General features: G+C 62.3%; 16 protein-coding genes. 6 read left to right on the forward strand and 10 right to left on the reverse strand.

The genetic code is table 11. The annotated features are described in order from the left end of the window. Positions 1–14 precede the first annotated feature (14 nt). Positions 15–938 carry a LysR family transcriptional regulator gene (locus tag OC537_RS13960; RefSeq protein ID WP_262112072.1) on the reverse strand — a complete coding sequence of 308 codons (924 nt, stop codon included), beginning with the start codon at positions 936–938 and terminating at the stop codon, positions 15–17. A 176-nt stretch (positions 939–1,114) separates the two neighbouring features. Here OC537_RS13960 and OC537_RS13965 point away from each other — a divergent pair, with 176 nt between their 5' ends. Then, on the forward strand, positions 1,115–1,864 hold the full coding sequence (locus OC537_RS13965; protein ID WP_262112073.1) for a 3-oxoacyl-ACP reductase family protein: 750 nt from the start codon (positions 1,115–1,117) through the stop codon (positions 1,862–1,864). 107 nt (positions 1,865–1,971) lie between these two features. Here the strand turns inward: OC537_RS13965 and OC537_RS13970 are convergent, their stop codons facing one another. From OC537_RS13970 to OC537_RS13985, 4 genes are all read right to left on the reverse strand, one after another. After that, complete coding sequence (locus OC537_RS13970) at positions 1,972–3,555, reverse strand: EAL domain-containing protein (protein ID WP_262112075.1); 1,584 nt, start codon at positions 3,553–3,555, stop codon at positions 1,972–1,974. 92 nt (positions 3,556–3,647) lie between these two features. Continuing rightward, positions 3,648–5,225 carry a cyclic diguanylate phosphodiesterase gene (locus OC537_RS13975; RefSeq protein ID WP_262112241.1) on the reverse strand — a complete coding sequence of 526 codons (1,578 nt, stop codon included), beginning with the start codon at positions 5,223–5,225 and terminating at the stop codon, positions 3,648–3,650. A 238-nt stretch (positions 5,226–5,463) separates the two neighbouring features. Continuing rightward, complete coding sequence (gene acnB / locus OC537_RS13980; RefSeq protein WP_262112077.1) at positions 5,464–8,061, reverse strand: bifunctional aconitate hydratase 2/2-methylisocitrate dehydratase; 2,598 nt, start codon at positions 8,059–8,061, stop codon at positions 5,464–5,466. Between the two features lie 229 nt (positions 8,062–8,290). Then, entirely contained in the window at positions 8,291–10,597 is a 2,307-nt protein-coding gene (locus tag OC537_RS13985; RefSeq protein WP_111911098.1) for a patatin-like phospholipase family protein, read from the reverse strand. Between the two features lie 275 nt (positions 10,598–10,872). On the opposite strand from OC537_RS13985, the gene OC537_RS13990 reads away from it, so the two are divergent. The 3 genes from OC537_RS13990 (at position 10,873) to OC537_RS14000 (ending at position 14,880) form a co-directional block, all read left to right on the forward strand. Further along, positions 10,873–12,783: a methyl-accepting chemotaxis protein gene (locus tag OC537_RS13990; RefSeq protein WP_262112083.1), complete on the forward strand. Its 1,911-nt coding sequence runs from the start codon at positions 10,873–10,875 to the stop codon at positions 12,781–12,783. A gap of 124 nt (positions 12,784–12,907) precedes the next feature. Continuing rightward, entirely contained in the window at positions 12,908–14,554 is a 1,647-nt protein-coding gene (locus OC537_RS13995; protein WP_262112085.1) for a methyl-accepting chemotaxis protein, read from the forward strand. A gap of 143 nt (positions 14,555–14,697) precedes the next feature. Continuing rightward, entirely contained in the window at positions 14,698–14,880 is a 183-nt protein-coding gene (locus tag OC537_RS14000; RefSeq protein WP_262112087.1) for a hypothetical protein, read from the forward strand. Between the two features lie 74 nt (positions 14,881–14,954). On the opposite strand, the gene lpdA is transcribed toward OC537_RS14000, so the two are convergent. The 5 genes from lpdA to ampD form a co-directional block, all read right to left on the reverse strand. Then, entirely contained in the window at positions 14,955–16,382 is a 1,428-nt protein-coding gene (lpdA, locus tag OC537_RS14005; RefSeq protein WP_106885664.1) for a dihydrolipoyl dehydrogenase, read from the reverse strand. Positions 16,383–16,535: 153 nt separating this feature from the next. Then, a complete protein-coding gene (aceF, locus tag OC537_RS14010; RefSeq protein WP_262112091.1) occupies positions 16,536–18,443 on the reverse strand; it encodes a pyruvate dehydrogenase complex dihydrolipoyllysine-residue acetyltransferase in 1,908 nt (635 codons plus the stop codon). A gap of 165 nt (positions 18,444–18,608) precedes the next feature. Next, positions 18,609–21,269, reverse strand: coding sequence for a pyruvate dehydrogenase (acetyl-transferring), homodimeric type (gene aceE, locus OC537_RS14015; protein WP_262112092.1), 2,661 nt, complete (start codon positions 21,267–21,269; stop codon positions 18,609–18,611). Between the two features lie 79 nt (positions 21,270–21,348). Then, entirely contained in the window at positions 21,349–22,113 is a 765-nt protein-coding gene (pdhR, locus tag OC537_RS14020) for a pyruvate dehydrogenase complex transcriptional repressor PdhR (protein WP_106885661.1), read from the reverse strand. 275 nt (positions 22,114–22,388) lie between these two features. Continuing rightward, the gene (gene ampD / locus OC537_RS14025; protein ID WP_262112093.1) at positions 22,389–22,961 is read right to left on the reverse strand and encodes a 1,6-anhydro-N-acetylmuramyl-L-alanine amidase AmpD; all 573 of its coding nucleotides are present in this window, start codon (positions 22,959–22,961) and stop codon (positions 22,389–22,391) included. Positions 22,962–23,097: 136 nt separating this feature from the next. Here ampD and OC537_RS14030 point away from each other — a divergent pair, with 136 nt between their 5' ends. Together OC537_RS14030 and nadC are read left to right on the forward strand one after the other, a co-directional pair. Then, entirely contained in the window at positions 23,098–23,568 is a 471-nt protein-coding gene (locus OC537_RS14030) for a TIGR02281 family clan AA aspartic protease (RefSeq protein WP_139745612.1), read from the forward strand. 3 nt (positions 23,569–23,571) lie between these two features. Continuing rightward, the gene (nadC, locus tag OC537_RS14035; protein ID WP_262112094.1) at positions 23,572–24,435 is read left to right on the forward strand and encodes a carboxylating nicotinate-nucleotide diphosphorylase; all 864 of its coding nucleotides are present in this window, start codon (positions 23,572–23,574) and stop codon (positions 24,433–24,435) included.

Genomic DNA, 24,435 nt, shown 5'->3' on the forward strand with positions numbered 1-24,435 from the left:
AGCCGTGACCTGGCTCAGTTGGCCCGAAAGGCACTGCCACTCTGTTGCGCCGCCAGCAGCAAGGCATCCACCAGGACGCGCACCTTGAGCGGCATGTGCTGGCTCCTGGCCCAGAGGAGATTGATCGGCATCTCGCCGCCGGAGTGATCATCGAGCACCGAGACGAGGGAGCCCGAACCCAATTGCTCGTTTACCAGCCAGGTCGGCACCTGCACCAGCCCAAGGCCAGCCAGTGCCGCTGCCCGCACGGCTTCCCCATCCCCCATCTCGTAGCGTACCGGGATGTCATAGGCTTCCGTTTTGCCCGCCCCATTGCTGAGCAGCCAGCCATGACGATGGCCGGCTCGCCAGTCGATGATGCAGTCGTGCCGTGACAGCTCATCCGGGGTCAAGGGCACCCCGCGCCTGGCCAGATAAGAGGGCGCCCCGCAGATGATGAGCCTCTGCTCCCCCAGACGGCGCGCAACGAGATCCGCCTGGTCCTCCAGCGCCCCTATGCGTACCACCAGATCGATGTTGGCCTCGATGAGATCGACTTTGCGCTCGTTGAAGGTCACCGACAGATCCAGCTGTGGATGCTGGCCAGCCAGTTCCAGCAGGATAGGCAGCACGTGCCTGCGGCCAAACGCCGCGGGAAGATCGATGCGCACGCGACCCGACGGGCTCTGCTTTCCCGATGCAAGGTTCTGCTCCGCCTCCTCCAGCACCCGGATAGCCTGAAGACAGCTGGCCAGATACGCCTCTCCCTCCGGGGTCAGGCTCACCCGACGGGTTGTTCTGTGCAGCAGCTTGACCCCCAGTCGCGCCTCCAGGCGCACTATGCTCTTGCTCAACGCCGAGCCGGTCAGCCCCAGCCCCAGCGCCGCTGCGGTAAAACTGCCTGTCCGAGCCACGGCGACAAAGTGTCTGACGCTCAGAAAGGGGTCCTGTACTGTCATCTACTCGGTCCTTGAAGGAATTAGAGATTGGAATGATAGCTACTTAATCAACCTCAAGGAATCAATCACACTGTAAACAGGTTCATTCAACACCACTCCTTGCTTGGGGTGGCCTGGAGAGCCTTGAGTTCCCAACTCCCTCAGACCTTGCTTCATCACCAGACAGGAGAGATCAGATGTTGACCGTCAAACCCCTCAGTGGACAAGTTGCCTTCGTACAAGGTGGTTCCCGCGGCATAGGTGCCGCCATTGTGAAGCGCCTCGCTCGCGACGGTGCCGCCGTGGCCTTTACCTATGTCTCTTCCGCCAGCAAGGCAGAAGAGCTTGTCGCGACCATCACGGCGGCGGGCGGCAAGGCCCTGGCCATCCGTGCCGACAGCGCGGATGCCGTGGCCGTACAGCACGCCATACACCAGAGCGTCACCCGCTTCGGGCGGCTGGACATTCTCGTCAACAACGCCGGGGTGCTGGTATGGGGCCACCTTGAGGAGCTGACTCTGGATGACCTGGATCGCACCCTGGCGGTCAACATCCGCAGCGTCTTCGTGGCCTGTCAGGAGGCGGCTCATCACATGGGCAAGGGGGGGCGCATCATCAACATCGGCAGCACCAATGCCGATCGCATCCCCATGGCGGGCGGATCCGTCTACGCCATGAGCAAATCGGCCCTGGTTGGCCTGACCAAAGGCATGGCACGGGATCTGGGCCCAAAGGGCATCACGGTCAACAACGTGCAGCCAGGCCCGGTCGATACCGACATGAACCCGGCTGACGGGGAATCGGCGGAGCAGCTCAAGGGGATGATGGCGCTGGCCCGCTACGGCAAGGATGACGAAATCGCCAGCTTCGTCGCCTACCTGGCGGGACCTGAAGCAGGCTATGTCACAGGCGCCAGCCTGACCATAGATGGCGGCTTCTCTGCCTGACTTTCCCTTTGGCCTCAGATACAAAAGCCCCGGCACTCGCCGGGGCTTGCTCATCAGGGGGCATCACTGCCGCACACTCGTGATGCGGTTTGCGTGGCAGCTCCGCTTCAGGCTGGTTCAGGCTGTTCCTCTTTGGCCTCAATCCCTGGCGAGGCCGCCTGCGCCAGCTGCTCGTCACAGAATTGCCGGACGGGCACGGGACGGCCGAACAGGTAGCCCTGCAGATAGGTCACCTTGCCCTTGAGATACTCCGCCTGCTCGCGGGTCTCAACCCCTTCGGCCACCAGCGCCAGGCCGAGGCGGTGGCCCAGATCGATCACGTTGTCGACTATGTGCTCGGAGAGGGACTCGGTACCGATACGACGAATGAAGGACTGATCGATCTTGAGGTAGTCCACATGGAACTGCTGCAAATAGACCAGGCTGGAGTGGCCGGTGCCAAAATCATCCATGGCCAGCTTGACCCCCATCTCGTTCAACGCCTGGAACAGCGAGAGGGTATGGGGATCCGCCACCAAGAGCTCCCGCTCGGTCAACTCCAGCACCAGCGTCACCTTGCCCGGTGCGAAGCGGGCGAGGAAGCTGCGGCACTCCTCCAGCAGGCTGTCGTCCCGGCAATGGGCCGCGCTGATGTTGAAGCTGATGTGGAAGTCATCGGGCAACTGCGCCTGGCTTGCGACCAGCTGCTGCCCCACCCTCCCCATGATGAGGCTGGTCATGGGCACTATCAGGCCGCAGGCCTCCGCCTGGGGAATGAAGAGATCCGGCCGGATCAGGCCCACGTCAGGATGCTGCCAGCGCATCAGCACCTCGACCCCCATGATGCGTTCGCTGCCGCTCTCCACCAGGGGTTGCAGGTAGGGGACGAACTCTTTGGCTCGCAGGGCCCGGGCCAGCTCGCTGGTCGGGGAGCGGGGGCGCCCCAGCAGCCACCACATGAGCACGGCAACACCGGCACTGAAGGCAAACAGCAGCCAGATCCCGAAGCCATGATGCCGCCACAGCCCCATCAGAGTGGGAGCAGAGGAGTAGCCCGCATAGATGGAGAGCGGATAGCCAGCAGCCTGGAGCTCGACATGCTCCTGACTCGCCAGGGAAGGCGTAGCGGCGAAGAAGTGGCCCTCCTCGTCGAGCCAGCCATCGCCCACCCTGAGCATCAGGGGCATGGCTCCCTGGTTGAGGCTCAGCATGAAGTTGAGGTAATCCCCATCGATCAGGGTCATCACGGCCCCTTGCACAGTGCCGGTGCGCACCGAGAGGACGGGATGATGCCGCCGCACCTCGTTCCCTTCCATCAGGCGCAGCTGGCCCTGACTGTACTGCTCGGCGGTATAGGGGATCCGGCGCCGGCCAAACTGGGAGGTACAGTAGACGCTGTCCCCCTGGCTCAGGTTGACCGAACGCACGAAGGGCACCATGGCGACCAGGGATCTGAGGGTCGGCAGCGCAGTGGCGCAGGGCTTGCCCAGAAATGGCAAGGCCTGGCGATTGGCCGCCTGGGCATGAGACAGCATGGTCTCCATCAGCGCCAGGGTATGGCTCGCCGCCTGATGGGACTCCCACTGCAGATCGACCCGATAGCGAACGAGCATGGCCCAGTTGCCGAGCAGCATGGGCAGCGCGAACATCAGCAAGGTGATCAGCAGTCTTGGCCTGGGTCTGGCCGTGTCGGCCGCGGAGCAATAACGCATGGCGGATCCCGTTCGTAAAGGGTCGCCATCTTAGCAACCCAAGCTGAACCCAGGCCTAACCGGTCAAATAACGAGCAGCCACACTGCGGGACTCAGGCGGAGGCGGCGCGACCGGCAACTGGCTGGCTATCCGCCTCCCCTGCCGTCAGCCCCTGGCAGAACTGACGCAGCGGCTGAGGGCGCGCGAACAGGAATCCCTGCAGATAATGCACCCCCTTGCCCCTGAGATAGGCGGCCTGATGCTCGGTCTCGACCCCTTCGGCGACCAGGGCCAGGCCCAGCCTGCGACCGAGATCGATCACGTTGTCGACTATGTGTTCGGAGAGGGACTCGGTGCCGATCCGCCCGATGAAGGAGCGGTCGATCTTGAGATAGTCCACATGGAACTGCTGCAGGTAGATCAGGCTGGAGTGGCCGGTGCCAAAGTCATCGATGGCGAGCTTGACCCCCATCTCGTCCAGCTGTGCGAACAGGGAGAGGGTATGGGGGTTGGCCACCAGCAGCTCCCGCTCGGTCAGCTCCAGCACCAGCGCCACCCGCCCCGGCTGGAAGTGGGCGAGGAAGGCGCGGCACTCCGCCAGCAGGGAGAGATCCCGGCAGTGGGCGGCGCTGATGTTGAAGCTGATGTGAAACCCCTCGGGCAGCTGGCTCTGCACCTGCTTAAGGCGATGGGCCACCACCTTCATGAGATGGGTGGTCATGGGTACTATCAGCCCGGACTCTTCCGCCTGGGGGATGAAGAGATCCGGGCGGATCAGGCCTGAGCTCGGGTGCTGCCAGCGCATCAGTACCTCGGCCCCCACCATGCGGTCGTCCTTGCTGGCCATCAGGGGTTGCAGGTAGGGAACGAATTCCCCCGCCCGCAACCCGCGCCTCAGCTCATCCGTCGGGGAGCCCGGGCGACCAAGCACCCACCACACCAGCAGCGCGAGCAGCACAGAGGTGCCGGCCAGCCACAGCAGGGCCAGATGGCGAGCCTCCCAGAGTGAGTGCCAGTAGAGCGGCATGGCATAGCCCGCATGGATGGCGAAGGGGTAGCGGTGGGAGGATAGGGCAAGACGAGTCTTGCTGTGCAGCCTGGGGGGCTGGTTCTGGTGATGACCGGACTCATCGATCCAGGCCGACCCGACCTGCAGATAAAGCTCGCTGGCGTCGCTGCTCATGGCGAGCATGAAGCTGAGCTGGGTGCTGTCGATGGCGCTCAGCACCGCATCGCGCCCGCGATCATGGCGCACCACCAGCAGCGGATGATTCTGACGTACCCTGTTGCCGCGCATCAGCAGCAACTTGTCTTGCGTGTAGACCGACCTGTCATCCACCTCATGGACAGCTCCAAACAGCGAGGTGCAGTTGATCACCCCGTCGCGCACCAGATTGACCGAGCGCAGGAAAGGCTCGAGGGCCACTCTCTTGCGCAGTTGCAGCAGGTTGCCGGTACAGGGCCGGTTCACCAACGGCAATGCCTCCAGGTTGGCCTGCTCGGCCTGATCCAGCATGCGCTCAAGCAAGGTTCTCGCCTTGTAGGCGGAGGCGCTGGCGTCGCTCTTCAACTCCTGCTCATAGCTGCGGTGCACCATCCAGCCCCCCGCCAGCAGTGGCAAGGTCAAGACCAGCAGGGCACAGCCAAGGCGCCATCTCGTACGGGCAAGATCAATCCGGAACAGGAACATAGCAACCACGCCGCAATTCGCAGGCTTGCCCTGGCAAGCACCGCAGTGAAATAACGCCCATCTCGCACAGAAGACAATGGGACCATTCAGGCCAGACAACCTAACGCAGTGCGCTGGTAAAAGGAATCGACGACGCAGTGGCGGGAGATTGGCGGCCTATTATCGCGCAACCCCCATAAATGGAAAATGCCGCGTCAGGACGCGGCATTGTTATTTCCAGTGGTCAGACCGGCCAGGCTTAGACCGCCTGTTGCAAAATCACCGCATCGGCCTTCTTGGTATAGGAGGCGATTTCGTTGAAGTTGAGGTAGCGGTAAGTGTCGGCCGCAGTGGCGTCCAGGGTCTTGGCGTACTGCAGGTACTCCGCCACTGTCGGGATCTTGCCGATGATGGCGGCAACCGCAGCCAGTTCGGCAGAGGCCAGGTAGACGTTGGCCCCCTTGCCCAGACGGTTCGGGAAGTTGCGGGTTGAGGTGGAGACGACCGAGGCCCCTTCCGCCACGCGCGCCTGGTTGCCCATGCACAGGGAACAGCCCGGGATCTCGATGCGGGCACCGACGCGACCAAAGATGCCGTAGTAGCCCTCTTCGGTCAGCTGATCCTTGTCCATCTTGGTGGGCGGGGCAATCCACATGCGGGTCGGCAGCTCGCCCTGGAACTTCTCGAGCAGTTTGCCGGCGGCACGGAAGTGGCCGATGTTGGTCATGCAGGAACCGATGAACACCTCGTCGATCTGGCTGCCAGCCACATCGCTCAGCAGGCGGGCGTCGTCCGGATCGTTCGGCGCACAGAGGATGGGCTCCTTGATGGTGGCCAGATCGATCTCGATGATTTCGGCGTACTCGGCGTCCTTGTCCGCTTCCATCAGCACCGGATTGGCCAGCCACTCCTCCATCCCCTTGATGCGGCGGGTGATGGTGCGCACGTCGCCGTAGCCTTCGGACAGCATCCATTTCAGCATCACGATGTTGGACTTCAGGTACTCGATGATCGGTGCCTGATCCAGCTTGATGGTGCAACCGGCGGCGGAGCGCTCGGCACTGGCGTCTGCCAGCTCGAACGCTTGCTCCACTTTCAGGGTCGGCAGACCCTCGATCTCGAGGATGCGGCCGGAGAAGATGTTCTTCTTGCCCGCTTTCTCGACGGTCAGCAGCCCTTTCTGGATGGCGGCGTAGGGGATGGCATGAACCAGATCACGCAGGGTGATGCCCGGTTGCAGCTCGCCCTTGAAGCGCACCAGCACGGATTCCGGCATGTCCAGCGGCATGACGCCGGTGGCGGCGGCGAAGGCCACCAGGCCAGAGCCCGCCGGGAAGGAGATGCCGATGGGGAAACGGGTGTGGGAGTCACCGCCGGTACCCACGGTGTCCGGCAGCAGCATGCGGTTCAGCCAGGAGTGGATGACGCCGTCACCGGGACGCAGGGAGACACCGCCACGGTTCATGATGAAGTCCGGCAGGGTGTGGTGGGTCTGCACGTCGATGGGCTTGGGATAGGCCGCGGTGTGGCAGAAGGACTGCATGGTCAGATCGGCGGAGAAGCCGAGGCAGGCCAAGTCTTTCAGCTCGTCGCGGGTCATGGGGCCAGTGGTGTCCTGGGAGCCGACCGTGGTCATGCGCGGCTCGCAGTAGGTGCCCGGGCGTATGCCCTGCACGCCGCACGCCTTGCCCACCATCTTCTGGGCCAGGGTGTAACCCTTGCCGGTGTCGGCCACAGGCACAGGGCGACGGAACACGGTGGAGAACGGCAACCCTAAGGCCTCGCGGGCCTTGTCGGTCAGGCCGCGGCCGATGATCAGCGGAATACGGCCACCGGCGCGCACTTCGTCGATCAGCACGTCGGTTTTCAGTTCAAAGCGGGCCAGCACCTCATCGGTGCCGTGACGGGTGATCTTGCCCTCATAGGGGAAGATGTCGATCACGTCGCCCATTTCCAGCTTGGAGACATCCACTTCGATGGGCAGGGCACCGGCATCTTCCATGGTGTTGAAGAAGATGGGGGCAATCTTGCCGCCGAGGCAGACGCCGCCAGCGCGCTTGTTCGGCACGAAGGGAATGTCGTCGCCCATGAACCAGAGCACCGAGTTGGTGGCGGACTTGCGGGAGGAGCCGGTACCGACCACGTCACCGACGTAGGCCAGCGGGAAGCCGGTCTGCTTGAGCTCTTCGATGGCCTTGACCGGGCCTATGACGCCGTCCTTGTCCGGGGTGATGCCGGGGCGGGCGTTCTTCAGCATGGCCAGGGCATGGAGCGGGATGTCAGGACGGGACCAGGCATCCGGTGCCGGGGACAGGTCATCGGTGTTGGTTTCGCCGGTCACCTTGAACACGGTGACGGTGATCTTCTCGGCCAGGGCGGGGCGGCTTTGGAACCACTCGGCATCGGCCCAGGATTGCAGCACCCGCTGAGCGTGGGCATTGCCCGCCTTCGCCTTCTCTTCCACGTCGTGGAAGGAGTCGAACATCAGCAGGGTGTGGGACAGCCCCTTGGCGGCAAGAGGAGCCAGGGAGGCGTCATCCAGCAGATCGATCAGCGGCTGGATGTTGTAGCCACCCTGCATGGTGCCGAGCAGCTCGACCGCTTCGGCGGCGGTCAGTATGGGTGAGTGGGCCTCGCCCTTGGCGACGGCGGTGAGGAAGCCGGCTTTGACATAGGCCGCTTCATCAACACCCGGGGGAACGCGGGAGGACAACAGTTCTTTCAGAAAATCATGTTCACCGGCGGGCGGGTTCTTGAGCAGTTCAACCAGGGCGGCGACCTGCTCTGCATCCAGAGGTTTGGCAACCACGCCCTCGGCGGCACGTTCTGCGACGTGTTTACGGTATGTTTCAAGCACGACTAATTCCTCTTTGGTCTTTTTTTTGGGGTTCGCCCAAGCTCGCGGCGATCGTCCTTGCGGGACACCCGTAGGGTGCCCCCCACTATATAAGTTTTAACGAGTAATTAAAATCCAAACCCTGTGCAGTTATTCACCAAACCAGCATAACCATATAAGCCGGTTAGGTTTTTTTAAACTGACAAGAGACACAGCACAAACAAGTTAACAAAAAGTCAGCATTTCACCCTTATTGGAACGTAGTGCCCAATTGCAGATAGAACATGTCGTGTCCCCCCTCCGCCATGCCATAGCCGAGGAAGATGGGGCCGAGGAAGCTCTCCACCCCCACATAGACGGAGCCCGAGGTATAGGAAGATTCCAGGCTGATGTCGGCCCCCTTGTTCCAGACCCCGCCCTGCTCGAGGGAGCCCCCGAGGAACAGGGGTGCCTTGATGGCCCCGAAGTCGTTGTCCGCCACCCGATAGATGTAGCGCAGACCGCTGAACAGGCTGTAGCGGCCGCTCAGCTGGTAGTGCTGGAAGCCGGAGAGCCGGAACAGGCCGCCGAGATCCTGCACGAACAACGGCACCTCCTCCTCCGAGGAGGAACCGCCCCCTTCCAGCATCAGGTTGAGGCTGTGCCGCCCCCATGACCAGGGCTTGATCATCGCCATGTGGTAGTTGAGCCCCTCGGTGTTCTCCGTCGGCTCGCCGGTCGGCTCTATCTTGATGTGGGAGTAGCCCCCCTTGATGTCCCAGTAGACCCCCGCGTAGGGGAAGTAGCGACTGTCGAGGGTGTCGTGTTCGAAGCGAATGTAGGGCCCCCAGGCGGTGGCATCTGCGTTCGCGTCGGACAGGTTCTGGACATCGACGCCGCCCACCTGGCCTTCCAGCCCCAGGGACAATCTGCTCCAGGGCTGGCGGTTCCAGCCGACGGCGAGATCCATGCTGGTGAAGCTGTACTCGGAGTCCAGATAACGGACCCCGGACGATTTGACATCCTCCTCCGGGAAGAAGACCCGGCGCTGGGTCTTGTCATAGGCCAGGCTCGCCTCCCCATAGAAGGTCTGGGAAGGCTCGAGCGGCGTGTAGAAGTCGGTCTTGAGGTGCTTGGCCGTGCCGAGCGACGCCTCGGTCAGCCACTCGGCGCCCCAGTCGTTGACGTTGGTCAGGGTATAGGACATGCCGACGTTGTAGTTGGAGCTGCTCTCGAAGTCATCGGAGAAGCCGAGCTGGAAGTTGAGATAGCCCGGGCCCCAGTTCTTCTCGCTGGCATCCACCACCAGCACGTTCTCGCCGTCCCGCTCCTCCACCTCGTAGGTGATGCGGTCGAACGACTCCAACGCATAGAGGCGGCGGATCCCGGCCTCCAGGCTCTCATAGGTCTGCACCTTGTCCGGGCGCACCTTGAGCATGGCCCGCACCGTCTCGTCGGAGAGGCGCGACTTGTTGAGGATCTCCACCTTGTCGATGTAGTAGGCCGGCTGCCCGCTGCGCTCGGCGCGGCGGCTCAGCTTCTTGTTGCGGTAATCCGCGTAAGCGTCGGGGGAGAGCGACAGGGCATCGAGCTGGGCAGAGGCGCGGTCGGCCACCGCCTCCCCCTGCTTGATCCCCTCCGGCATGCGGGCAAAGTCGGCGATCCCCATGTCACCGAACTCAGGACTGAGCAGCACATCCTTTGGCCCCAGCAGCGCCTTCTGCTTCTCGGTGCCGACCTGGGTCATGTAGGTGGTGAGCTGGTCTATCATGGCCAGCCCGGATTTGAGCGACTCCCTGGTGCGCAGCTTGGCGCCTATGTCCACCGCTATCACCACGTCGGCCCCCATGGCTTTGGCCACGTCCACCGGCATGTTGTTGACTGTGCCACCGTCGGCCAGGATGTGCCCCTCCCACTCCACGGGCTTGAGGGCGCCTGGGATGGACATGGAGGCCTGCATCGCCTTGGCCAGGCTGCCACTGTCCAGCACGAAGGGGGTCACAGTCTCCATGTCGGTGGCCACGGCGCGGTAGGGAATGGGCAGATCGTCGAAGCTCTTCTGCGCCGGCAGGTTGGAGGTGGCATGGCGCAGCAGGCTGGCCATGGATTGGCCCTGGAAGAAGCCGTCAGGCAACTGGGTGGAGTCCCCGTTGACCCCTATGTCGGTGCGCAGCTGGTACTTCTCGCTCTGCTGCTTCTTGCGCAGGGAGAGCTCGTCACGACCAACCTTGTCCTGATAACCCTTGTTCCAGTCGATGGCGAGGGTCATGCGCTCCACCTCCTCGGCACTGAGCCCCATGGCGTACATGCCCGCCACATAGGAGCCCATGCTGGTGCCGACGACGATGTCGACCGGGATCCGCTTCTCTTCCAGCACCTTGAGCACCCCTATGTGGGCCGCCCCCTTGGCGCCGCCGCCGCTCAGCACCAAGGCTATCCTGGGTCTCTCCGCCTTGCCTTCGCCGCCGTGCACCCTGGCCTTGGGCCCGGTGTCACTGGCCTGGGCTATCCCCGCCAATGGCAGAGTTGCCAGCAGAAGCATTAGCAGATGGGTCCATCCACGATGAAAGATGCGCATATGAGTGTCCATTGATCCGTGCGAGTCGAGCGAGCAGCCCGCCGACATGAGTGCTGCCAACTATAAGTTCCAGAACTTTAACTGCAAGCGTCCCTGCTGGCGAGATGTCATCACCCCCCGGGGCCCCAGAGCCAGGGATAACGGGCTCCAATCCAGTCCCGTCCTGATGTGAGCGCAAACGTTAATCGGCAATAATCGCCGCCACCACCTCAAGAGCGCGCCAGATCAGCCGTTAATATGTACTCAACCTTAGGCCCACACCCCGAGTCACCCTTATGTTCGCAAGCCTGACACTCAAACAGAAAATTCTGGCCACCGTCATCCTCGCCGTGGCTCTCTCCTGCCTGCTGGTGGGCTACTTCAGCCAGCGCTCGGCCCAGCAGCTGATCGAGACCCGCATGTTCGAGCAGGAGCTGCCCAACCTGACCCAGCGCATCGGCAAGGAGATCGAGAAGGATCTCACCTCGGTCGCGAGCGCCGCCAGACAGCTGGCCAATGACCGCTTCGTGCTTGACTGGGTGGCCCGCGGCATGCCCAAGGAGCAGGAGTCCATCCTCATCGACCAGCTCAAGGACATGACGAGCCAGTATGGCCTGGTCACCGCCTCCTTCGCCGATCGCCAGAGCGCCGCCTACTACAACCAGGAGGGCTTCCTGCGCATCCTGAATCATGAGCAGGACAACTGGTTCTACGACTACACCAAGAGCGGCCAGGACCTGATGCTCAGCATCTTTCGCGAGAGCAATGGCGAGGTGAAGCTGTTCGTCAACTTCCAGCAGCTCGACGGGCGCGGCCTGGCCGGGCTTGCCAAGTCTCTCGACAGCATGGTCAGCATGCTCGCCAACTTCCGCATCGGCGACAGCGGCTTCGTCTTCATGACAGATGGCAGCGGCAAGGTGAAGCTGCACCCGGACGCCGCCCGCATCGACAGAGACAGCCTGAGTCAGCTGGCAGGCCCGGGCGCCGGCGCGCTGATGACCAAGCAGCCCTTTGCCGCCACCCACGCCGAAATAGATGGCCAGCCCGTGGTGCTCGCCACCAGCTATATCCCCCTGCTCGACTGGTATCTGGTGGCCCAGGTGCCGGAAGCCGAGATCTATGCCGAGCTGGACAAGGCGCGGCTGCACATAGTGCTGGTGAGCCTGCTCATCGCCGTCGGCATGGGGCTGCTTGGCGTCCTGCTGGCCGGCTCCGTCAGTCGCCCCCTCAACGAACTGGCTCGCCTGTTCCGGGAACTGGGCAGTGGTGACGGGGATCTGACCCAGCGCCTCAAGGTGGAAGGACGGGACGAACTGAGCCAGGTCGCCACCGGCTTCAACAACTTCGTCGCCAAGATCCACGGCTCCATCGAGCAGGTGGCGAGCAACTCCCGCCAGCTCGCCGCCACCGCCAACGAGGTGGCTGCCAAGGCCCAGCTGACCCAGCACAACTGTACCGCCCAGCGGGATCGCACCGTCCAGGTCGCCACCGCCATCCACGAGATGGGCGCCACCGTGAGCGAGATCGCCGGCAATGCGTCCCTCGCCGCCGACGTGGCCAAGCAGGCCAACGATCAGGCCGATGCGGGTGCGGTCGTGGTGGCGCAGGCCCGCCACGGCATAGTCGGTCTCTCCGGTGAAATCGAGCAGGTGGCCGGAGTCATCGAATCCCTGGCGAGCCAGACCGACTCCATCGGCAGCATACTCGACACCATCCGCAGCATCTCGGAGCAGACCAACCTGCTGGCGCTGAACGCTGCCATCGAGGCCGCCCGCGCCGGTGAACAGGGTCGCGGCTTCGCGGTGGTGGCCGACGAGGTGCGCAACCTCGCCAGCCGCTCCGCCGCCTCCACCGCCGAGATCCAGGGCATGATCAACCGCCTCCAGGAGCAGAGCGCCCGCGCCGTCAGCGCCATGGCCCAGGGCCGCAACCAGAGTCTGGAGGTGGTCACTCAGGCAGACGCCGCCAACGGGGCGCTCGGCCAGATCACCGCCCACATCACCCAGATCAGCGACATGAACATCCAGGTCGCCACCGCCACCGAGGAGCAGTCCAGCGTGGTGGGCGAGATCAACCGCAACGTGGAGGACATCAACCAGCTCACCATGGAGACAGCCGACATAGCCCACCAGCTGACGGAGTCCAGCCGCAGTCTGCAGCAGCTCTCCGGCGAGCTCGACAAGCTGGTCGGCAACTTCCGGCTATGAGATGAAAGAGCGCTTCGGCGCTCTTTTTCGTCCGGGTCGGCAGGGAGTGTCGGCCCGGGCATGACGGCAAACCGTCATGACAAGCCGCTACATTAGCGACATAGCAACACACCAAGGAGCCATCATGCTGGCAGGCAAGATCACGATCAAAACCCAACTCATCCTGGCCGTTACCGTGCCCTGTCTCGCCCTGCTGCTGGTCGGCGCCGCCAGCCTGCGCAGCATGGGCCACATCAAGCAGCAGGCCGATGAGCTGTTCCAGAATACCGCCACCCCCATGCGGGCCATGGCGGAAGTGGCCTCCCGCATCCCGCGCATGCGCGTCGGCATCGACATGATGCTGCTGCAAGACAGCTCGCTGCGCGACGAGAAGGGGGTGCTGACCCGGGTCAAGGAGACCCGCGAGGAAGATATTCCCGAGATGCGTCAGGCCATGCAGCAGGCGGTGGCGGCCCAGGTCGATCCCGCCGCCCGGGCCGAGGCCGAACGGCTGCTCGGCCAGTTCGAGAAGATGGAGCGTGAGGAGCTGATCCCCATGCTGCAGGCGCTGGAGAAGGATGAGATGGAGGTGGCCCGTACCATTTATCGGGATAGCTACAGCCAGACCTATGGGGAGATGCGCAAGGGGGCCAACGCCCTGCTCGACGGTCTCATCGGCCAGGCCCAGCACCGCAACGAGCTGAGCCAGAGCAGCTATGACAGCGGCCGCAACCAGATGATCGCCATCATAGTCATCGCCATTGCCATCTCGCTGCTGGTCTCGACCCTCATCCTGATCGGCTTGCGCCGCCGGGTCTCCTTCCTGCAACTGCACATCGGGGATGCCGCCCGCCATCTCGCCCTCGACAGCAGTGCCAGCCTCACCGGCAAGGACGAGCTGGCCGAGATAGCCAGCAGCTTCAATCAGTTCGTTGCCCGCATCCACGGCGCTATCGAGCAGGTGGCGAGCAACTCCCGCCAGCTCGCCGCCACCGCCAACGAGGTGGCCGCCAAGGCCCAGCTGACCCAGCACAACTGCACCGCCCAGCGGGATCGCACCGTCCAGGTCGCCACCGCCATCCACGAGATGGGCGCCACCGTCAGCGAGATCGCCGGCAATGCGTCCCTCGCCGCCGACGTGGCCAAACAGGCCAACGATCAGGCCGATGCGGGTGCGGTCGTGGTGGCGCAGGCCCGCCACGGCATCGTCGGCCTCTCCGGTGAGATCGAGCAGGTGGCCGGAGTCATTGAGTCACTGGCGAGCCAGACCGACTCCATCGGCAGCATACTCGACACCATCCGCAGCATCTCGGAGCAGACCAATTTGCTGGCGCTCAACGCCGCCATCGAGGCCGCCCGCGCCGGTGAACAGGGCCGCGGCTTCGCCGTGGTGGCCGACGAGGTGCGCAACCTCGCCAGCCGCTCCGCCGCCTCCACCGCCGAGATCCAGGGCATGATCAACCGCCTCCAGGAGCAGAGCGCCCGCGCCGTCAGCGCCATGACCCAGGGCCGCAACCAGAGTCTGGAAGTGGTGACCCAGGCCGACGCCGCCAACGGGGCGCTCGGCCAGATCACCGCCCACATCACCCAGATCAGCGACATGAACATCCATGTCGCCACCGCCACCGAGGAGCAGTCCAGCGTGGTGGGCGAGATCAACCGCAACGTGGAGGACATCAACCAGCTCACCACAGAGACAGCCGACATAGCCCACCAACTGACCGCGTCCAGCCGCAGTCTGCAGCAGCTCTCCGGCGAGCTCGACAAGCTGGTCGGCAACTTCCGCCTGTAATCTTCCAGCGCCTCTTTCTGACCCATACAAGGGCGCTGCGGCGCCCTTCGTCATAACCACGGCAAGCCATGACGCACGGGCTTTGCGCCGTATCCAACCGCCCTGCCACATACCTCATAATCAGGAAAACGAGAGGAGGTGTTATGGGCAAGCGTGTGGTGATGATAGTGCTGGGTGGGCTGCTTGCTGCCTGCAGCAGCGGGCCGGTGCGGGGGCACGGCGCCGATGTGAGCGTGGACGATACCCGGATCCGGGTCAGCGACGGGGATCGCGGGGGCTACGGCACCTTCTGTCCACCGGGACAGGCCAAGAAGGGGCGCTGCTGAACGGCCACCTGATCCTGGAAAAGCAAAAAGCCGCTCACTCGAGCGGCTTTTTCATCTTGGCGGAGAGAAGAGACTTACTTCTTCTTCTTGGCCTTGGCGTTCGGCAGGTCGGTGATGGAACCTTCGAACACTTCGGCTGCCAGGCCCACGGACTCGTGCAGAGTCGGGTGAGCGTGGATGGTCAGCGCCAGATCTTCGGCGTCGGCACCCATCTCTATGGCCAGACCGATCTCGCCCAGCAACTCACCACCGTTGGTACCGACGATGGCACCACCGATGACGCGGTTGCTGTCCTTGTCGAAGATCAGCTTGGTCATGCCGTCGGCGCAATCGGAGGCAATGGCGCGGCCGGAAGCAGCCCAGGGGAAGGTGGCGACTTCGAAGTTCAGGCCCTGTTGCTTGGCTTCCTTCTCAGTCAGACCGACCCAAGCCATCTCTGGCTCTGTGTAGGCGATGGACGGGATCACTTTCGGGTCGAAGTAGTGTTTCTTGCCGGCGATGACTTCGGCCGCCACGTGACCTTCGTGCACACCCTTGTGAGCCAGCATCGGCTGACCGACGATGTCACCGATGGCGTGGATGTGAGCCACGTTGGTACGCAGCTGCTTGTCCACTTCGATGAAACCGCGCTCGTTGACGGCAACACCGGCTTTCTCGGCATCCATCAGCTTGCCGTTCGGCACACGGCCGACCGCGACCAGCACGTTGTCGTAGCGAACCGGCTCGGCCGGGGCGTGCTTGCCTTCGTAGGAGACGTACAGGCCGTCTTCACGGGCTTCAACTGCGGTGACCTTGGTCTCCAGCATGATGTTGAATTTCTTGGCAACGCGCTTGGTGTAGATCTTGACGATGTCTTTGTCCGCAGCCGGTACCAGCTGATCGGCAAATTCCACCACGTCGATCTCGGAACCCAGGGAGGAGTAAACGGTACCCATCTCCAGACCGATGATGCCACCGCCGATAACCAGCAGCTTGCCCGGTACTGTGGTCAGTTCCAGCGCATCGGTTGAATCCCAGACGCGGGGGTCATCGTGGGGGATGAAGGGCAGCTTCACCGGACGGGAACCGGCCGCGATGATGGCGTTATCGAAGGTGACTGTGGTCTTGCCGTCGGCGCCTTCCACTTCGAGGGTGTTCGGGCCGGTGAACTTGCCGAAGCCGTTCACAACCTGGACTTTACGCATCTTGGCCATGCCGGCCAGACCGCCGGTCAGCTGGTTGATGACCTTCTCTTTCCACAGACGCACCTTGTCGATGTCGGTCTGCGGGGCACCGAAGACGATGCCGTGCTCGGCCAGCGCCTTGGCTTCTTCGATCACTTTGGCAACGTGCAGCAGCGCCTTGGAGGGGATGCAGCCCACGTTCAGGCAGACGCCACCCAGGGTGGAGTAGCGCTCGACGATAACGGTATCCAGACCCAGATCGGCGGCACGGAAAGCAGCGGAATAACCGGCAGGGCCAGCACCCAGTACTACGACCTGAGTTTTGATTTCTTTACTCATCATGACCTCTTTGTCGTTCTATATCCCCGGACAGCACAGTCTTATGCCAAAGAAGGCGGCTGCAGCCGTGAAAAAAACGGGGCAAGTTTATAATTTTGTTAATGAAATGAGAAGTGAAAAGGGCGAGCTCTGTGCTCGCCCTCTCATTTACATTTACAGAACCAGTCGACGAATGTCGGACAGCACACCACTCAGGGTGGTGACGAAGCGAGCACCGTCGGCACCGTCGATGACGCGGTGGTCATAGCTCAGTGCCAGCGGCAGCATCAGACGCGGCACGAACTCCTTGCCGTTCCACTTCGGCTTCATCTCGGACTTGGAAACGCCCAGGATGGCCACTTCCGGCGCGTTGACGATCGGGGTAAAGCTGGTACCGCCGATGCCACCCAGGCTGGAGATGGTGAAGCAACCGCCCTGCATGTCGGCAGCGGTCAGCTTGCCGGCACGGGCCTTCTTGGAGATCTCGGCGAGATCGCGGGACAGCTCATAGATGCCCTTCTTGTTGACGTCGCGAACGACCGGTACGACCAGGCCCCCCGGAGTGTCAACCGCCACACCGATGTGGATGTACTTCTTCATGATCAGCTTGCTGCCGTCTTCGGACAGGGCGCTGCAGAAGCGCGGGTGCGCTTCCAGGGCCTTGGCGGCGGCTTTCAGGATGAACACCAGCGGGGTGATCTTCACATCCAGCTTCTGCTTCTCGGCCAGCATGTTCTGCTCTTTGCGGAAGGCTTCCAGATCCGTGGTATCGGCTTCGTCGAACTGGGTGACATGAGGGATCATGGCCCAGTTGCGGTGCAGGGCAGGACCGGAGATCTTCTGGATCCGGGTCAGTTCCAGCTCTTCGACCGGACCGAACTTGCTGAAGTCTACCTTCGGCCATGGCAGCACGTTCATGCCGTTGCCATTACCGGTACCGGCAGCAGGAGCGGACTCGGCGCGCTTGACCGCATCCTTCACGTAAGCCTGCACGTCTTCTTTGACGATGCGGCCCTTGCGACCGGAGGCCTTCACCTTGGCCAGGTTGACGCCGAACTCGCGAGCCAGACGGCGAACCGCCGGGGAGGCGTGAACATAGGCATCGTTGGCCACGAAGTCGGAGGAGGCGGCAGCCGGGGCAGCAGCCTGAGCAACCGGCGCAGCGGCAGCAACAGGTGCGGCAACGGGGGCAGCAGCTTGCGCAACCGGGGCGGCGGCAGGGGCAGCACCAGCCACTTCAAACACCATGATCAGGGAACCGGTGGAGACCTTGTCACCCGCCTTCACCTTGATCTCCTTGACCACACCGGCGAACGGCGCAGGGACTTCCATGGAGGCCTTGTCACCTTCCACGGCGATCAGGGACTGGTCGGCTTCGACCTTGTCACCCACGGCGACCATGATCTCGGTGACTTCCACTTCGTCACCGCCGATGTCAGGTACGTTGACCTCTTTGACAGCGGCGGCAACCGGGGCCGCAGCCACGGGAGCGGCGGCTTGAGCCGGAGCAGCCACAGCAGCAGGCGCAGCGCCAGCCACTTCGAATACCATCACCAGGGAACCGGTAGAGACCTTGGCGCCGGCGGCGACCTTGATCTCAACCACGCGGCCTGCGAACGGCGCCGGCACTTCCATGGAGGCCTTGTCACCTTCCACGGCGATGATGGACTGGTCGGCTTCAACCATGTCGCCCACGGCAACCATGATCTCGGTCACTTCGACTTCGTCGTCACCTATGTCAGGTACGTGCACGTCTTTGGCAGCGGCAGCAACAGGGGCAGCCGGTGCGGCGGCAACCGGAGCGGCGGCAACCGGAGCGGCAGCCTGAGCCGGAGCGGCGGCGGCGGCGCCTTCCGCTTCGAAGATCATGATCTGGGAACCGGTGGCAACCTTGTCGCCCACCTTGATCAGGATCTCTTTGACGATACCCGCGGCCGGAGCCGGGACTTCCATGGAGGCCTTGTCACCTTCCACGGCAATCAGGGACTGGTCGAGCTCGACCTTGTCACCCACGGCGACCATGATCTCGGTCACTTCAACTTCATCGGCACCGATATCCGGCACCATAATCTGTTTGGACATTGTGCTTTATCCTCTTACGCGTACGTTTATCGCGTTAACCTTGGCAAGAGCAGGTTCCGGCTCGTTGTTGCCGTCCGGACCCTGTGTGTCCTCTTACCCTTATGTCGCATTAACCTGGGCAAGGCCCTGTCCGGCACGCAAGTCCGGACAGGGCGCTCAATCCTCTTACGCGTACAGCGGGTTAACCTTGTCGGCATCGATGCCGTACTTGGCGATGGCGTCGGCCACAACCTGCTTGTCGATCTCACCGCGCTTGGCCAGTTCGGTCAGGGCAGCAACGACGACATAGAACTCGTTCACTTCGAAGTGACGACGCAGGTTGGCACGGCTGTCGGAACGGCCATAACCATCGGTACCCAGTACACGGTAGTTCTCGGTCGGCACGAAGGCACGCACCTGCTCGGCGAAGGACTTCATGTAGTCGGTCGCGGCGATAGTGGCTTCGGAACCCAGCACCGAGGTGATGTAAGGTACGCGGGCGGCAGCAGTCGGGTGCAGCATGTTCCAGCGATCGGCGTCCTGACCATCACGAGCCAGCTCGTTGAAGGAGGTCACGCTGAACACGTCGGAACCCACGCCGTACTCGCTCGCCAGGATCTGGGCGGCGGTACGGACGTGACCCAGGATGGAGCCACAACCCAACAGCTGTACCTTGGCCTTGCTACCGGCCACGGATTCCAGCTTGTAGATACCCTTGCGGATGCCTTCCTCGGCGCCTTCCGGCATGGCCGGCATCGCATAATTTTCATTGAGAGTGGTGATGTAGTAGAAGACGTTCTCCGGCTTCTCACCGTACATGCGACGCAGGCCGTCTTGTACGATCACCGCTACTTCATAGGCGTAGGACGGGTCATAGGAGATGCAGTTCGGGATGGTGCCGGCCAGGATGTGGCTGTGACCATCTTCGTGCTGCAGACCTTCACCGTTGAGGGTGGTACGACCGGAGGTCGCGCCCAGCAGGAAGCCACGGGCTTGCTGGTCACCGGCTGCCCACGCCATGTCGCCGATCCGCTGGAAGCCGAACATGGAGTAGTAGATGTAGAACGGGATCATCGGGCAGTCGTTGGTGCTGTAAGAGGTCGCAGCAGCCAGCCAGGAGGACATGGCGCCCAGCTCGTTGATACCGTCTTGCAGAACCTGACCCTGCTTGTCTTCCTTGTAGTAGGAGACGATGTCGCGGTCTTGCGGGGTGTATTGCTGACCGTGCGGGCTGTAGATGCCGATCTGACGGAACAGACCTTCCATACCGAAGGTACGGGCTTCGTCGGCCAGGATCGGAACGATGCGCTTGCCGATGGACTTGTCTTTCAGCAGCACGTTCAGGGAACGCACGAACGCCATGGTGGTGGAGATCTCGCGCGCCTGCTCACCCAGCAGCGGGCCGAAGGCATCCAGCGCCGGGATTTCCAGCTTGGTGGTGCTCTCGCGCAGACGGGTCGGTACATAGCCCTTCAGCGCGGCACGGCGAGCATGCAGGTACTTGTGCTCTTCGGTACCCTCTTCGATCTTCAGGTACGGCAGATTTTCCAGCTGCTCGTCGGTGACCGGCAGGCTGAAACGATCGCGCAGGTGACGAACAGAGCCCAGATCCATCTTCTTGACCTGGTGAGCGATGTTCTTGCCTTCGGCCGCTTCGCCCATGCCATAACCCTTGATGGTCTTGGCCAGGATGACGGTCGGCTTGCCCTTGGTCGCTGCGGCCTTGGAGAAGGCGGCGAACAGTTTACGGGGGTCGTGACCACCGCGGTTCAGGGCGAAGATCTCCTCGTCGGTCATGTCTTTGACCAGGGCGGCGGTTTCCGGATAACGGTTGAAGAACTGCTCACGGACGTAAGCGCCGTCACGGGACTTCATGGTCTGATAGTCACCGTCCACGGTTTCGTTCATCAGCTGGATCAGCTTGCCGGACGTGTCTTTCTTCAGCAGCTCATCCCACTTGCGACCCCAGATGACCTTGGTGACATCCCAGCCGGCACCTGCGAACAGACCTTCCAGCTCGTTGATGACCTTGCCGTTGCCGACAACAGGACCGTCCAGACGCTGCAGGTTGCAGTTGACCACGAACACCAGGTTGTCGAGCTTTTCACGCACGGCAACGGTCAGGGCGCCCTTGGCTTCCGGCTCGTCCATCTCGCCGTCACCCAGGAAGGCGTAAACGGTCTGCTCGGAGCAATCCTTGATGCCACGGTCGGTCAGGTACTTCAGGAAGCGAGCCTGATAGATGGCGGCGATGGGGCCCAGACCCATGGAAACGGTCGGGAACTGCCAGAAGTCCGGCATCAGTTTCGGGTGCGGGTAGGAAGGAATGCCCTTGCCGTCCACTTCCTGACGGAAGTTGTCCAGCTGCTCTTCGGTCAGACGACCTTCGGCGAATGCACGGGCGTAGATGCCCGGGGAGATGTGACCCTGGAAGTAGACCAGATCGCCACCGTCCTTCTCGCTGCGAGCGCGGAAGAAGTGGTTGTAGCAGACTTCGTAGATGGTCGCGGAAGAGGCGAAGGAAGACATGTGACCACCGAGGTCCAGGTCTTTCTTGGAGGCGCGCAGCACTATCATCATGGCATTCCAGCGGATGATGGCGCGGATGCGACGTTCCATCTCCAGGTCGCCCGGGTAAGCCGGTTCGTCGCTGGCAGGAATGGTGTTGATGTAGTCGCGATTCGCCTTCTCAGCCACGTCAACACCGCTGATGCGGGCTTTCTCGGCCAGTTGTTCAAGGATGAACTGAGCGCGTTGCGGACCCTCTTCACGCAGCAGGGATTCCAGAGAGGCAAGCCACTCCAGCGTTTCTATCGGGTCCACATCGTTCTTCAGGATATCAGACATGGCTGGTTCCTATTTTGTTGTGATTGCACGGCATTGCACGGCGAAGGGCGCAAGCATTCGACAATAGAGCCTTGTGGGATTAGTTATCCTGCTGACGGATCCGACGCATGGATCGCTGGATCCGGCTGTCTTCCCTCTGCATATCCAACAAGGTGTCCTCGATAAAGGCCAGGTGCTCATGACAAGCAGCCCTGGCCCGCTCCGGAGCCCCCGACAGGATAGCCTCGATCAGGCTCGCACGATGGCGACGGATCTTGGCTACCACTCCCGGACGGCGATTCAAAATTTCGTTATTGCGTAAAATGTTCTGTTCGAGCATGGGGCCCATGGCCCGCAGCAAGTGCAGCAGCACCACGTTGTGGGACGCCTCCGCCACCGCCAGATAGAACTGGGTGACGGCGGTCGACTCGACCACCAGCGACCCCTGCTGACCCGCCTCTTCGATGGCGGACTGCGCCAGGCGGATCCGCTCGAAATCGGCCTCAGTCCCCCGCAGCGCGGCATAGTAGGCACAGATGCCTTCCAGCGCGTGACGAAACTCCAGCAGGTCATACTGGGCTTCCGGGTGGGTACTGAGCAGTTCGAACAGGGGATCTGCGATCCCCTTGCTCAAGGCATTCTGCACATAGGTGCCGCCGCCCTGACGGCGATACAAGAGTCCCCTCGCTTCCAGGCGCTGGATGGCTTCGCGCAGGGAAGGCCGCGACACCTGAAACTGGATGGCGAGTTCCCGCTCGGGGGGCAGCTTCTGCCCCGGCTGCAAGCTGCCTTCCAGAATCATGCTTTCCAGCTCGGCGACGATGGCGTCGGCCAGCTTGGGCTGAGTTATCTTGATATAGGGCATGAGGCTACTTTGTTAAATTGGTATTACCAATTCTATGATTGGGGCGAAAATTAGCAGAGGGCTTGGAAAAAGTCCACCCAAAATATGATCTGCATCAAGAACGATGCTTGCCACTTTAGGGGTAAAAAAGCGAAATCATGATATAGCTCATAGAAAATGGTCTGACCAATATTTATGAGCTTGCTCACAGATAACATTTGGCCAACAGCATGAAAAATGGCTCACCCAAAAGGCAAGCCATTGATTTTAAAAACACAAACTAATGTTTGGATTTTTTACTCAAAGTTGAGCATCCCACGATAGCGCTGCCATTCGAAACTGGTGCCAGGATCCGTCTTGCGACCCGGCGCTATGTCACAATGGCCGACGATGCGTGATGCCGTCACCTCGGGATACTGAACAGAGATGGCACGACTGAGACTTGCCAGCACCTCATACTGTGCATCGCTGTACGGCAGCTCGTCGGTACCTTCCAGCTCGATGCCGATGGAGAAGTCGTTGCACGCCTCCCGCCCCTCCCAGCTCGATACTCCCGCATGCCAGGCTCGCGCAGTGAACGGCACATACTGCACCAGTTCGCCATCGCGACGGATCAGGCAGTGGGCCGAGACCCTCAGCTGATGAATGCCGGCAAAGTAAGGGTGAGCATAGGGATCGAGGCGACCGAGAAACAGGTCGTCGATCCAGGGGCCACCAAATTCTCCCGGCGGCAGACTGATGCCGTGTATCACCAGCAGGGAGATGTCGTTGGGGCCGATCCGTTCATTGTGATGGGGCGAAGGCACCCTGCGGGCCTGTTCACACCACCCTGCGCGATCGATGGAAAAAATGGTTGTGGGTTCAGTCATCGTCTACTCGACTCACAATGGGGAGAGGGACGCCATGGACTGTGCCCGCCGCCGCAAGAAACCGGAAACAAGCCTCTGAATCCATGGGTAAAGCTGTGTTAGGCTGAGCCATCACTTGCAAGGCACTGGACCCCATATGCACCCGATGGCGCGCCGTCTCTGGCTGCTGGCCTGGCTCTCACTGCTGGGTCTGCTGACCCTTTACTTCTACTCCAGCGCCAAACCTAGCGTGACCGCCAACGGCGAGCTGCTGCTCAAGGCCGATGCCAGTGGTCACTATCGTCTGGAGGGTGCCATCAACGACCAGCCGGTGCAACTGCTGCTGGACACGGGGGCCACCCGAGTGACCATACCGAGCCAGGTGGCGTCGCGCCTCGGCCTCGTCGCCACCGGTCGCAGCCGGGTCAATACGGCGGCGGGCCAGATCCTGGTCGAGACAGGCCGGATCGAAAGCCTGGCGATGGGCCCACTGACCCTGTACGATTTGTCCGTCTTTATCAATCCGGCTGCCGACGGGGAGGAGATCCTGGTGGGCATGAATGCCCTGGGCCGGCTGGAATTACGTCAGAAAGACAGGCAGTTGCTTCTCAGACCCTTGCAGGAATAAGGCATGTTACAACAGGACATCAGCCGCGCCGTGCGCGCCGCACTACTCGAAGACTTGGGCGATGCCCTCACCGCACTGGATCAACCGGATGCCAGCGCCGATATCACGGCCCAGTTGATCCCGGCCGATCGCATCTCGACGGCGCGCGTCATCACCCGCGAGGCCGGCGTATTCTGCGGTCAGCCCTGGGTCGACGAGGTGTTTGCCCAGCTCGGCGGCGAGGTCAAGGTGGAGTGGAAGGTTCAGGATGGCGAGCGCCTCTCACCCAATCAGGAGCTGTTCCGCCTTCACGGCCCGGCCCGGGCGCTGCTGACCGGCGAGCGCAATGCCCTGAACTTCGTGCAGACCCTGTCCGGGGTCGCCACCCTGACCGCCCGTTACGTGGCCGAGCTGGAAGGGACCGAGTGCCGCCTGCTCGACACCCGCAAGACCCTGCCCGGCCTGCGCAGCGCCCAGAAATATGCCGTCACCTGCGGCGGCGGCAAAAACCACCGTATCGGTCTGTTTGATGCCTACCTCATCAAGGAGAACCACATCCTCGCCTGCGGCGGCATCCGGGAAGCCATTGCCGAGGCACGCCGCCTCAACCCGGGCAAACCGGTGGAGGTGGAGGTGGAGTCCCTGGTCGAGCTGGAGCAGGCGCTGACCGCTCGGGCCGATATAGTAATGCTGGACAACTTCGACGTGCCCATGATGAAAGAGGCCGTCCGCCTGAACCAGGGCCGCGCCAAGCTGGAGGTCTCCGGCAACGTCACATTGGAGACGCTGGCCGACTATGCAGCCACCGGCGTCGACTTTATCTCGGTGGGAGCCCTGACCAAGCACGTGCGGGCGCAGGACCTCTCGATGCGCTTCATCGAAAGCTGA

The sequence above is a fragment of the Aeromonas sp. Marseille-Q5825 genome (assembly GCF_946892685.1).
In the GTDB taxonomy this organism is placed as follows: domain Bacteria; phylum Pseudomonadota; class Gammaproteobacteria; order Enterobacterales; family Aeromonadaceae; genus Aeromonas; species Aeromonas rivipollensis.